We start from the raw sequence: 12850 nt of genomic DNA, 5'->3' as shown, positions 1-12850 counted from the left end.
AAATCAGGATGGGACGACCATTCGGGAAGTATGATCCACTCTTCTGTTTTGGCACGCTGAACTTCCCAAAAAACAGGGCTACCACCCCATTAAAAAAAGACGGATTAGGATTTCAGAACCCACCTGAAAGCAATCCCCTATGTCAAACTTTTTAATTCGAAAGAGATGAAAAAATTAATCCTGGCTTTGGCTATTTTAGCCTCAAGCACCCTGTTTATCTCCTGTACAGCAGATGACACAACAGATGAAGCCAATAAAATGACCTTGCAAGCTGACGAAAGTGGCGGTAATAATACGACAACAACTACAAAACCACCTCCACCACCCTTGAATCCAAGGCCATAGACTAAAAAACAGTAATAAAAAAAAGTTTTTGTAAAACACTTTTAGTATTTTCGGGGAAATATTCTTCTATGAAGCATTACTCCCCGATTTTGCTTTTTTTCATGACATTGATTTTCATTTCATGTGGAAAAAATATGCCTGTAAAAAAAGGGAGTACTGCAACTGACAGCCTTGAGCATTACATAAAACTTTCTTATGACAGTAAATTTTCACAAGAAAGGCAAAGAGTTTTTAGCAACAAAGCTTATAAAATTGGAATGGAATCCGGTAACGACTCTTTGCTCTACAAAGGATTGTATACCAAAATCGAACACGATCTTGCCTATAACTCAGACAGTTCCAGATATTACCTCAGCAAGCTAAAAAAACTGGCACTGAATACTAAAAAGCAAGCAGCTCTTGGAGGATATTATTATCTCTACGCTTCCTATTTTTCACCCATAAACATTGACAGCAGTTTTTCGTATTACGACCGTTCGAAAACAGAATATTTGAAAGCAAACGACAGCATGCGGGCAGGATACAGCTTATTGATGATGACCGACCTGCAGCGAATCTCTTCTGATTATTATGGGGCCGAAACGACTGCTACAGCAGCTCTTGCCTGCTTAAAAAACTCAGGAGAAGAGTCTTATCTTGTGGCTGTCTATAATTATCTGGGCATGTCATACAAACAGCTCTTTAATTATGAAAATGCTTTAAAATATTACAGCAAGGCCTATGAAATCACAAAGGATTCTCTTTCTAAAGATGCTGTGATGAATAACATAGCCCTTATCTACATGGACCAGAAGGAATATGCCAAGGCTATAAAAATACTCAGGAGGCTGGTTTTCAAAAAAAGGCCAGATACAAACATCGAATTCAAAGCCAAAGCTATGGACAATCTGGGGTATTCTTATTTTCTCTCAGGAGACAAAAGAGGCCATGAATATATGCTACAGTCATTGCGGCTAAAAGATTCCATTAAGGATGAATTTGGATTATTGGCTAGCTGTCTGCACCTTTCGGAGTATTATCTCAACCAGAACCCGAAAATGGCAAGGAACTATGCAGAAAGAGCCTATAGTTTAGCCAATAAACTAAAGAATACTGATGACAAACTGGATGCTATTAAATTCCTTTCAAAAACTGCCGACTCCAAGCAAGAATCTGACAGGTTGTTTTCAGAATATACCAAACTGAATGACAGCATCAGGGTTGTCCGCCAAAAGGCTAAAAATCAGTTTGCAAAGATTCGTTACGATTCAAAGCAGGCAGAAGAAGATTTGCTTAAATACCAGGCAGAAAATGCAGAAAACAAATTAAAAGCAGAAAAAGCAAAACGAAGAAACGAACTTTTATTATTGACGATATCATTTCTTGTACTTGTAGGAGTACTTTTCTACAGGCTTTTAAAGTCAAGACACGAAAAAGAAAAGTTTCAGGAAGCCTACAATACAGAAACCCGGATTGCAAAAAAAGTACACGACGAACTGGCCAATGACGTATATAACGCCATGACATTTGCCTCTACTCAGAATTTAGAAAGACCGGAAAAAAAAGAAGCCCTTATCCATTCGCTGGACAGCGTCTATTTAAGAACCCGGGATATCTCAAGAGAAAACAGCCCTATTGAATTGGGTGAGAATTTCCCAAATCAGTTAAAAATAATGCTTTCAGAATATCAAAACCAATCACTTAACGTATTAATAAAAGATATTGACTCCATTGATTGGATGAAGATTGACGAAAACAAAAAACTAGTGACCTACAGGGTGCTCCAGGAGTTAATGGTCAACATGAAAAAGCATAGCCAGGCCACATTAGCCGTGATTGATTTTTCAAGTACCGACAAAAAAATCCAGATCCAATATTCGGATAACGGAATAGGAATGCCTTTCGGAAAAACTATTTTAAAAAACGGTCTGCAAAATGTGGAAAACCGTATAAAAAGCATTCGGGGAACGCTTATTTTTGACATACAGACAAATAGAGGAGTAAAGCTTTCTTTTGGCTATCCTGTTTAAAATTTAACACACCTACCATGTTTAGAAAAATTTTAGTTGCAGAAGACATTGACAGCATCCACGCTGCTGTAATTTCACAGCTTGACCAGCTAACACACGCAGAAATTCATCAGGCAAAATATTGCGATGAAGCCTATCTAAAGGTAAAAAAGGCGCTATTAGATGGCGAACCTTATGATTTACTCATAACAGACCTTTCCTTTAAGCAGGACCATCGTGATACTGTACTGGAGTCCGGCGAAGACCTCATCAAGAGTGTCAAAGAAACCCAACCTGAAATAAAGGTCATAGCCTATTCCATAGAAGACCGTTCTTATAAAATAAAAGCCCTGTTCGAAGAATGCGGTATTAACGGTTATGTCTCGAAAGGACGTGAAGGTTCAAAAGAGCTCGAAAAAGCGGTAATTGCCCTGGCTGGAACTACAGAAAACTATGTGCCGGCTCCGCTGTCCAACATATTCCAGGCTAATAACATTATTGAAATCGAAGAATACGACCTGAAGCTTATTAAATACCTGTCAATTGGCCTGACGCAGGATGAAATAGGTGCCAAATTCAAAAAACAAGGCAACGTTCCTTCCAGCAACAGCAGTATTGAGAAAAGGATAAACAAGCTGAAGCTTTACTTCAAGGCAAAAAACACCATACATCTTATCAGTAATGCCAAAGATTTAGGACTCATATAGCCCTTATTGTCCCAAACCTACCATTTTCTAACCGACACAGCCCTGTCGGTTTTTTTATTTCCAACCCTAAAAAAAAGCCTAAAAAAATGCCTTTACGGAAAACCGTAAGGAAATGGCCCTTACCGGCAGTAAATTTGAGTATCTAAACTACCACAATAGTAAGCTATGGGATACAAAGCTTTAGTCATTTTGGAATTACCTAATGCCAGCGAGGAACAGAAAAATATTTTTCATACTGTTCTATTAAAGGAGCTTTGGTTTAAAATTCAGAATCTGAATACAGCCTGGGAAATAGCATTCAACCAAAACTGGTCGCGGGGTAGCGCTATAGAAGCTATAGAAAGCGATTTAAAAAAAGCACAGGAAATCAGTGGCGTACAACAGATACAATACGCTTTACAGCTGGACATCCAACTGGTAGTCAAAAGTTGCCAAACACAACCCTAATTAGCTTTTCCCTAAATTTAACTCAAACCATCTGCAATTTTTAGTACAAAGTCCAGACTAGTGCTTTCTGTTCCCTGTAAAATACCGGATGCCTTAATAAAATAGGCAAATAATAACACTGTACAAACTGCTGATATTGCAATCAAAAACAGTTTTAAGAAGCGAAAAGAAATCCTTGATTCCTCCTCGACAATTATGGATGCGGAAGTAAAAAAATCTTTCAATATAACGGGGGTTTTTAATGAATGATCTATTATAAAAAATGGAAATTACAAAATTCCAATCAGTTAGAAAAGAAAATTTTTAAAGAAAGAGTAAAATCTTTCAAAATATTAGAAGATGAATCTCATTTGGTTTCAGAAAGAAAAATAATTTTTAAAAATTCATGAATTAATCACAAAAAAAAGCCGCAGACAGCAATTGCTATCGGCGGCTTTTTATGTGGTCCCACCTGGGCTCGAACCAGGGACCACCTGATTATGAGTCAGGTGCTCTAACCAACTGAGCTATAGGACCAGTTAAGAGGTTGCAATATTACTACTAAATTTAATATGTTGCAAATTATTTCACAGGAAACCGATTGTAAACTCCTAAAAAAATAATAGTACATCTATTTATTTTCTGCCAACTCTTTCGATTTGAAACTTTTATTTTATTTCCTGGCACAGTTCAACTAAAACTCCGTTGGTGCCTTTTGGGTGTAAAAACGCCACCAGTTTATTATCGGCTCCTTTTTTAGGAACTTCATTCAAAACCGTAAATCCGGAAGACTGTAACCTTTTGATTTCTGCAACAATGTCTTCCACATCAAAAGCAATATGATGGATACCTTCTCCTTTTTTTTCTAAAAATTTGGCAATCGGACTATCCGGATTGGTTGCTTCCAGCAATTCTATTTTATTGGGACCATTCATAAAAAAAGAGGTCTTGACACCTTCGCTCTCCACTTCTTCCATTTTATAGGCCGGTGCTCCAAAAAGCTTTTCAAAAAGAAGGTTCGATGCTTCTAAATTTTTTACGGCAATGCCAATATGTTCTATTTTTCTCATCTTTCTATTTATTATCTTATAGTAATGTACCGACAAATATAAAAACTTATCCCGTTTGCTCTGATATTCTTTATCGTTGTCATTCAGAACCTTTTTGCTACTCTAAAATTAATCGTACTTTTGCAGTATGGAAACGAACAGACAGAAAAAAATAGGAAGTGTGCTACAAAAAGACCTGGTAGACATCCTTCAAGGCGAAGTGAGAAAAAATGGAATCCCAAATTTGGTGATTTCTGTTTCTAAAGTTAGCGTAACTACAGATTTATCTATTGCAACCGTATATCTTAGCATTTTCCCACCGGAAAAAGGCCCGGAATTATTGGCTGCCATAAAAACGAATACACCGTTAATCAAACACGACCTTTCTCAAAGAGTACGCCTTCAATTGCGAAAAGTGCCTAATCTGGTATTTTTTATTGACGACTCACTGGATTATATTGAGAAAATAGACAAGGCATTGACCGGCCAGGAAAACCCGATTGAAAATCCGGATTTGTTAGAAAAAAGAAAGAAATCATAAATTGAATTTTCCTTTTTACATAGCTCGACGTTACACTGTAAGTTTCAGCAAAAGCAGCGCCATCAATATCATTACGGGCATTGCTTCTCTGGGAATTATTGTAGGCGCGGCAGCTTTGTTTGTAGTGCTTTCTGTTTTTAGCGGATTAAAGGATTTCAGCCTTTCTTTCTCCAATGATTTTGACCCCGACCTTAAAATCACAAGCACATTAGGAAAATCTTTCCTTATCTCGCCCGAACAGGCACAAAAAATCCAAAAAATTGATGGAATTGCCGCCAAAAGTAACATCATTGAAGAACGTGTACTTTTTTTGTATGAAGGCAAAGAAGTCGTGACCTACCTTAAAGGTGTAGACAGCAGTTATACGGATGTAAATAAAGTACAGAAAAAACTTTATATGGGCGAATGGATGGAACCAAAAACACCGCAAGTGGTTGTGGGTTATGGAATCCACCAAAAACTTTCGCTGGGGTTACTGAGCTATAGCAATCCGTTGGAAGTTTATGTGCCAAAACCCGGTAAAGGAGCCATAAATAATGCCGAACAGGCTTTTAATAAAACTGCCCTGCTTCCTGTTGGTGTATATGCCGTAAGTGAAGAACTGGATGAAAAATATGTTTTTGCCGACCTGAATCTGGCACAGGAATTATTGGAATTCAAGCCTAATCAGGTGACGGGAATTGAGTTCAAATTTAAACCCGGAGCTGACGAATCGGCGATATCTGCAGAACTCCAGAATATCTTTAACCATAAGCTGACTATCAAAAACCGGGCACAATTGAACGATTCTTTATATAAGATGTTGAATACGGAACAGACGGCACTTTATCTTATTTTCACTCTGGTAATTGTACTTACACTTTTCACATTGGCCGGAGCCATAATCATGCTGATAATTGACAAGAAAAGTAATCTTACCACTTTATACAATTTAGGTGTAGAAGTCAAAAACCTGCGAAAAATCTTCTTGTTTCAAGGCTCCATACTAACGGTAACGGGAGGACTTATCGGCCTGATATTGGGAATTATCATTGTACTGTTACAGCAAAACTATCAGCTAGTCATGGTTACACCTTCCATGCCTTATCCTGTGATTTTCAATATTGAGAATCTAATTATTGTTTTGGCCACTATTTTCTCTCTTGGGTTTATCTCTTCACTGATTGCATCGAGCAGAGTCACAAAAAAACTGCTTGATTAAAAAAAATTCTCCCTTCTTGAAAAAATAATTATACATTTGTTGTCTAAATTATTAGAACCATGTTTGTTTTTGTTTTGGCCTAAACCTTTTTAGGCCCGCCTTGATTAGTTATTTTTTTTCGTCACGTTTTTGTGACGCTCACCTACTTATTAAATAATCATGACACAAACAGAACAAAAACAAAGTTTTTTATCCCGTTTATTTATTACAATAAAACAATCGCTTAAAGGCGAAGCTGATTTCGATTATACTTCCGGAAGCATCCGTAAGGCAGTTATTCTTTTAGCCATTCCAATGGTATTGGAAATGATGATGGAATCTGTTTTCGCACTGGTCGACTTATATTTCGTCGGACATCTCGAAAACAGCAGCTTTGCCATACAAACTGTAGGACTTACAGAATCTGTACTCACAGTCATTTATTCCCTGGCTATCGGTTTAAGTATGGCGGCTACGGCCGTTGTTGCCCGAAGGATTGGTGAAAAAGACCCTGTTGCTGCTTCAAAAGCAGGAATGCAGGCCGTTATAATAGCTGTTGCCGTGAATACGGTCATCAGTATTCTTGGCTTATTATATGCAACGGAAATCCTAATGTTGATGGGAGCTTCACCGGAAGCGGCTCTTCACGGCACTAATTTCATGAGGATTATGATGGGTGGAAGCATCAGCATCGTTTTGCTTTTCCTTATCAATGGTATTTTCCGCGGAGCCGGTAATGCTGCAATAGCCATGAAAAGTCTTTGGCTTGCCAATATCTGCAATATTATTTTTTGTCCTATACTAATCAACGGTTTAGGGCCTATACCTGCATTTGGACTTACGGGAGCAGCTATTGCAACTACGGCCGGAAGAACTATAGGCGTATTGTACCAGTTATACCATTTGTTTAATGGCAAGGGCATTTTAAAAATTGCCGCTTCCTATTTCCTTCCCGATTGGAAACTGATACAAAACACTATCAAAGTAGCAGCACCGGGAGTTTTGCAATTTGTGATTGCTTCCTGCAGCTGGATATTTTTAGCCAATCTTGTCGCTGTAACAGGTGGCGACCACGGGTCGGCCGGATATCAGACCGCATTGAGAATCATGATGTTCTTTATCTTACCTGCCTGGGGATTAAGTAATGCCGCAGCAACATTAGTGGGACAGAATTTAGGTGCAAAACAAATTGAAAGAGCGGAGAAATCTGTTATGCAGACCGCCAAATACAATGTGATATTCATGGCAACCATCATGGCTATTACGCTTTTGGGAGCTGAATATATTGCCGGCTTCTTCACGAATGATTTAGTTGTTAAAGAAATTGCAGTAGAAGCTATCAGAATCATGAGCCTTGGCTATATTTTCTATGGTATTGGTATGGTATTGATAAACACTTTTAACGGTGCAGGCGACACCTGGACTCCAACCTGGATTAATTTCTTCGGCTTCTGGCTGTTCCAGATTCCTTTGGCTTATGTTCTGGCTAAGAAATTAGGCATGGGGCCTACGGGTGTTTTTATGGCTATACCTATTGCTGAAACGGCCATAACAATTGCAGGCTATGTACTTTTCAAGAGAGGAAAATGGAAACGTATTGAAGTATAAGAATTCAAACATAGATATAAAAAACAAATGGCCTTACATCAGAAGGCCATTTGTTTTTAAACACTATTTACAGATTGTTACTCCTCAAGTCTTTTTCCAAGTATCTGCTTAATTCCTTCAATATAGCTGGTAAACTCCATCATTTGCTGTAGTACCTGAGCCATTTCATTTTTGTTACCAAAACCTTTAAGCTTGTTATTCTTTTGGAATATCTCCTTTATCGATGCCCAACGTTCTTTTTCGGTATCGTTTAAAGTACTTGTCAGTTCTTTATACTTCAACAAGTTTGCTTCTGCTGCATTGGTTAACGTTTGTGTTTCATTTTGATAATGCGACAGCAATAACGCAGCTACCTCAGCATCATTCATAACCGGTTCTATTTTTGCAACCAATTTGTTCATGTCGCGGTAAGAGCCCTGCAATTTGAATGGCGGTTCAGTTCTATAGGCATCTTCCATAGCGGCAGAAGCAATATAGGCCGCATTGACCTGAAGTACTACATCACGTATCTTAAGCACTTTATCTAACACGGAAACATACACTTCGATGTCCTGTTTAGTATGGTTTCCTTTAAGTTCTAACCCATCCCGTTGTCCTGTTTGCGCCATTTTTATAAACGGATACAAGTCGTCCATATTTCTGGAAGCAAGCTGCGCCAGCATCGGATTGGAGGTCATGGCATTTTCAATAAGACTTAGCTCAAATAATTCAGCCGAATTACCTATAACATCACCCAGATTATAAATATCGGCACGGTTGGCGAGCATATCCGGTATTCTAAATTTCTCTCCGGTTTCTGTATAAGGATTACCCGCCATTACTACACAAAACTTTTTGGATTTCATGTCATAAGTTTTAGGCTGTCCGTTATAAACCCCTTCTATTTTTCTGGTTCCGTCTGCCAATGAGATAAATTTTTGCAGGAACTCCGGGCTGCAATGCTGGATATCATCCAAATACAGCATGACATTGTTCCCCATCTCCAAAGCAAGGTTCAATTTTTTAAGTTCTTCCCTTGCAGCCGAATTACTTGCTGAAGTCGGGTCTACAGAAGTGATTTCATGACCAATGGCTGGTCCGTTAATCTTCATAAAGATAAGTCCCAATCTATTAGCCAGATATTCCATAAGTGTTGTCTTACCATAACCCGGCGGTGATACCAGGAGCAGCATGCCGGAACGGTCTGTTCTTTTATTTTCTCCTGCACTACCAAGCTGTTTTGCAAGATTATCACCAAATAACGACAAATATACCTGGTCTATAAGCTTATTACGCACAAACGAAGTAAGCACCTTTGGCGTAAATTCATGGAGCCTTAAATCGACTTTGAGTTGCTGTGTAAGTTTATGCCTTTCTTCTCTGAATTGCTCAAAAGCAGGCACATCCTTATCAAAATATTCTTTGAGAAGTTTTATAAACTTATGGTAATGAAACTGAAAAACACCATCTGTAATTGAAGGATGTGCTCCAACCAATCCGATAATTGTTTCTTCCGGTGTTATGCCAGAAACCTTTTCATCAGACTTTTGGCTGTACAATAACAAGGCTACTACTTCATAAAGATATTCTGCATTTTGCTTTTCTTCATTTTGCGCCAAATATGACGACACCCATTGGACTGCAAGCAACAATGAAGTTTCGTTATCAGCAGCGGCTTCAACAGCATGCCTGAAACTCATCAATGCACTTTTGGCCTCCAGAGTTTTTATAAAATTTTCAGCAATTTGCGTGGCGCGATGGCTCACAGAGAAAACATCGCCATCTTTTAATTCATCAAAAAGGTAGCTTGCAATTTCAGCAATTTCAGCACCACTATTTTTTGATACTGCAGTAGTCTCTAAAAAGCCTTCTGCTTTTTGTCTAAGCTCATTTATGATGTAATCAAACTCCGTAGATTCCGGAAAAATAGCCAGTACATTGCCCGAAGCTTTTATTTTTACATTCATTGCATTACGGTCTTCTTCAGGAAGACTATTCCATACAAATTGTGCAAAGGCACGTACTGTTGGCGAATATCGCAGCAGTTTTAAATCGTTGTGCTTTGTTATAAGCACTTTTACTATTTTAAAAGCATCGGCATCATGCACTCCTTTTATATAACCTTCTGTATAATTCTTTAGGGTTTCGTCTTTGACAATTGTTTCCAATTCCTCATCAGTCAGGCTATACAATCTGGCCGCACCATAGGTTTTAAAAATTTTATAGGCCAGATAAGCTCCTCTGTAAATAGTATCATTTTCAGAAATCAGGTCTTGTGACCAGTATTTTTGAAGCGATTCCAAAGCACTGCCAGAAAGTTCCTGGTAAAAATCGGTTCCGGTTAAATGATAATTCAACTTCCCTTCTTTATAAACGATAGTCAGGTCTAACGGCTGTTTATTGACTGCAAACCGGTGCTTGCCTAAACGCAATATATTCTCACCGTTTTCATATAAATCTTGCTTGTCTTTAAGCTTTCGCAAGGCATCTTCGCGAGAAGCTTTTAACTGTGTTTCTATGGTTTCGGCTTTGCCCGTATCATCCATTTCAATCAGCTGAGCAGCCAAATCGCGCAGTTTCGCAACCATAAGGTCAGATGCGAAATAGCCGTTTATTTCTTCAACCGAACTGAGGGCAAGCGCCTTTATGTCTATATTTTTAAGAATTCGCTCAGCTGCTTTTTGTATCGCTACTGCTTTTTTATTTCTTGCTTCAACCAGACTGTTTTTTTTAGCTTCAAAAGCAGCATAAATTTCTTCCCTCTTTTCGAGAATGGCGCCTGTAAATTCATCATAATCTGCAAAACGGGCTTCGACATCTTCCAGCTGTACTGATATTTTATTTAGAAGTTCATCCGCTTTGTCAGGATTTACAGCTCTATCGAGCGAGTTTACCATGCTTTGGTCAATCAGCTTCATTTGAGCAGCAAAATCAGCCCTGGCTTCTTTACTTCCAAGCGCCGCGACTTTATTCTTAATGTCTGCTTTTAATCTGTTAAGTGTGGAGAAAATCAGCGATATGGTATTGATAATATGGGTTGATTTTGAAGTGTCGTCAATTTTAAGATTCGAAACAATTTCAATAAGCATTTCCAAATCGGCAGTAATTGCATTGACTTCATCTTCCAACTTTTTACCTTCGGCTACGGTTGTGATTTTGTCTAGTCCTTTCTGCTTTTCTTCTACCCGGTTATGATACGGCACCAGCGCCTTATCTTCCATAAGGAATTGCAGGCAGTTTTGCGAAATATGCTCTGTTTGGGCGATAATTTCTGTTTCCAGTGCATTGATAAAATCGTCTTCTACATATCGAATTTCACGAAGGCTTATTACTTCTCCTCTTAAAGTCCGGAGTCCTGCAAGGTCGGCTACAAAAACATCAATATCATTAAGCGGAGAACTTTTTATTTTTATAAAAAGAGATTCTGCCTTATCCTTTATTTCCTGAGTAATTTTTGCTGCATTAAGCCTTAGCTGCACTACTTTTTCAAACTCGTCAATTGCCGTATTGGCCGTATTCTTAATTTCGGTAAGCGGTATGTGCAGCTCAAAAGTTTCTTTACTGTTTATCCAGTAATAGGTGTCCAGAATATTTTGCGACTGTCTTGTAAGGTCTGCATACAAACCTTCATAATCATCATTTTTATTAAGGAGTGTTATAATAGAATGGCAATCTGCCATAGCTTTTACAATGTCCTTATTACCTATTTTATACAAAAAACTGTCTTTATACTGTGTAGGCATTACATCTCCTTTTACAAAAGGAGTCTGCCATATTTGCACCAAATGGTTTTTAGTATGTTCTTCTTCTGCCCTGAAATAGCATAATTCACCATTTTCAAGTATGGTAAACCCATTGCAGATAATTGGTGTCATTACCTCGTGGGTAATAATATTATAGGACATAAGCACATATTGCCCTGTCAGTTCTTCATAAAACACATACATAAAATCTTCACCGTTTGGCGAAGCTATCTTTTCCTGGAACAACAGGTTTCGAAGGCTGTTTTCAAATATCTTATATTCACCTGTTTGCAGGTAATATCCGTTTGAAAATATAAGTCCATGCTGGTCAGGAAGAAGTATTGCTGAAGTGGAAAGGCTGTCTATTTTTTTTACTTCCTGCAATTTGTGGTTGTAGATAAAAAAACGGGCTTCTTCCTGAAACGGTTTTATCTGTAAGGCTATAAGATTGCCCAAATCGGCATATTGGTAATTACCATCGTCCAGTGTCTGGTCCGGATACAAGACATCTTCTTCATAAACACCTTTGCCTGAACTGGTATTATCTTCTACTTTAATGGTCAGGGTTCCTCCCACAGTCTCTACAAAAACCTTGTCAAGTATAGACACATGCGGATGTTTTCCATAACGTTGCATATCGCGTGAAGTTTGCTGCCAGATAAAATCATGCTGGCGCGGCAAACGATATTCGCTGTCGCTGCGGTTGTCCTGATAGATAAGCGTATCGTCTTTTATGAGCCATTTAAATGTTTTTATATCTGAAATCCTGTCACTCAACTGAAATATCATGTGCAGGTAATTTCCGGTAATAAAAAACTTCTTAAATTCTGTATCACGATAGTATTTATACAGATTTAAAAAATCATCTAAGAAAACACTATCGGAAATGATATCCATTCCTTGCTGCTTAAACTCTCCGTCTTCATACTTATAGATACTAAAAACATCTTCGGTCTTTATGTCTGTACGCAATCCAAAGTGAACATTATAACCAAAAATACAGGTATCATGAATGGATACAATATCATTAGGTATGCAATTATTTTCTGTAATGATACGGTTATTGGCAAGAAGTTTAGTTTCGGTACTGCCAAAAATCTCTTTCCTTGCTTCGTTAAGTTTATTAAGCCGAGCGGAAAGGTCGTCCTTTTGCGTTTCCAGCCTGCCTCGTATGATTTCATATGTACCGCCTTCCAGTGTACTCATGATTTTTAAATTTTAGGGTTGGATTACAAAATGTAATCGTAATAGAAAAGTATCCCGCACGGTATTATCGTACGGGAA

At 38.2% G+C, this 12850-nt stretch carries 9 protein-coding genes and 1 tRNA gene; 7 read left to right on the top strand and 3 right to left on the bottom strand.

What is annotated here, in order from left to right:
- The first annotated feature begins 165 nt into the window (after positions 1–165).
- The 4 genes from B0G92_RS03790 (at position 166) to B0G92_RS03775 (ending at position 3487) form a co-directional block, all read left to right on the top strand.
- Entirely contained in the window at positions 166–345 is a 180-nt protein-coding gene (locus tag B0G92_RS03790; protein WP_101471145.1) for a hypothetical protein, read from the top strand.
- A 68-nt stretch (positions 346–413) separates the two neighbouring features.
- Positions 414–2354 (top strand): tetratricopeptide repeat-containing sensor histidine kinase, encoded by a 1941-nt coding sequence (locus B0G92_RS03785; protein WP_101471144.1) that lies wholly within the window; start codon positions 414–416, stop codon positions 2352–2354.
- Between the two features lie 17 nt (positions 2355–2371).
- Positions 2372–3040, top strand: a complete 669-nt coding sequence (locus B0G92_RS03780; RefSeq protein ID WP_056067695.1) for a response regulator — start codon at positions 2372–2374, stop codon at positions 3038–3040.
- 165 nt (positions 3041–3205) lie between these two features.
- A complete protein-coding gene (locus tag B0G92_RS03775; RefSeq protein WP_056067694.1) occupies positions 3206–3487 on the top strand; it encodes a hypothetical protein in 282 nt (93 codons plus the stop codon).
- A gap of 442 nt (positions 3488–3929) precedes the next feature.
- Here the strand turns inward: B0G92_RS03775 and B0G92_RS03770 are convergent.
- A tRNA-Ile gene (locus tag B0G92_RS03770) sits at positions 3930–4003 on the bottom strand.
- Between the two features lie 131 nt (positions 4004–4134).
- Positions 4135–4536, bottom strand: a complete 402-nt coding sequence (gene mce, locus B0G92_RS03765; protein WP_056067690.1) for a methylmalonyl-CoA epimerase — start codon at positions 4534–4536, stop codon at positions 4135–4137.
- A 127-nt stretch (positions 4537–4663) separates the two neighbouring features.
- Between mce and rbfA the strand changes: the two genes are divergently transcribed.
- From rbfA to B0G92_RS03750, 3 genes are all read left to right on the top strand, one after another.
- Positions 4664–5056 (top strand): 30S ribosome-binding factor RbfA, encoded by a 393-nt coding sequence (gene rbfA, locus B0G92_RS03760; protein WP_056067688.1) that lies wholly within the window; start codon positions 4664–4666, stop codon positions 5054–5056.
- Position 5057: 1 nt separating this feature from the next.
- Positions 5058–6257 carry an ABC transporter permease gene (locus tag B0G92_RS03755; RefSeq protein WP_101471143.1) on the top strand — a complete coding sequence of 400 codons (1200 nt, stop codon included), beginning with the start codon at positions 5058–5060 and terminating at the stop codon, positions 6255–6257.
- Between the two features lie 159 nt (positions 6258–6416).
- Positions 6417–7844 (top strand): MATE family efflux transporter, encoded by a 1428-nt coding sequence (locus B0G92_RS03750; RefSeq protein WP_056067684.1) that lies wholly within the window; start codon positions 6417–6419, stop codon positions 7842–7844.
- Positions 7845–7921: 77 nt separating this feature from the next.
- On the opposite strand, the gene B0G92_RS03745 is transcribed toward B0G92_RS03750, so the two are convergent.
- Positions 7922–12772 (bottom strand): DNA repair ATPase, encoded by a 4851-nt coding sequence (locus B0G92_RS03745; RefSeq protein WP_101471142.1) that lies wholly within the window; start codon positions 12770–12772, stop codon positions 7922–7924.
- Positions 12773–12850: the final 78 nt, after the last annotated feature.

It is taken from the genome of Flavobacterium lindanitolerans, from assembly GCF_002846575.1.
Taxonomy (GTDB): Bacteria; Bacteroidota; Bacteroidia; order Flavobacteriales; family Flavobacteriaceae; genus Flavobacterium; species Flavobacterium lindanitolerans.
The sequence above is the reverse complement of the archived record's forward strand: the minus strand, read 5'-3'. Positions and strand labels throughout refer to the sequence as shown.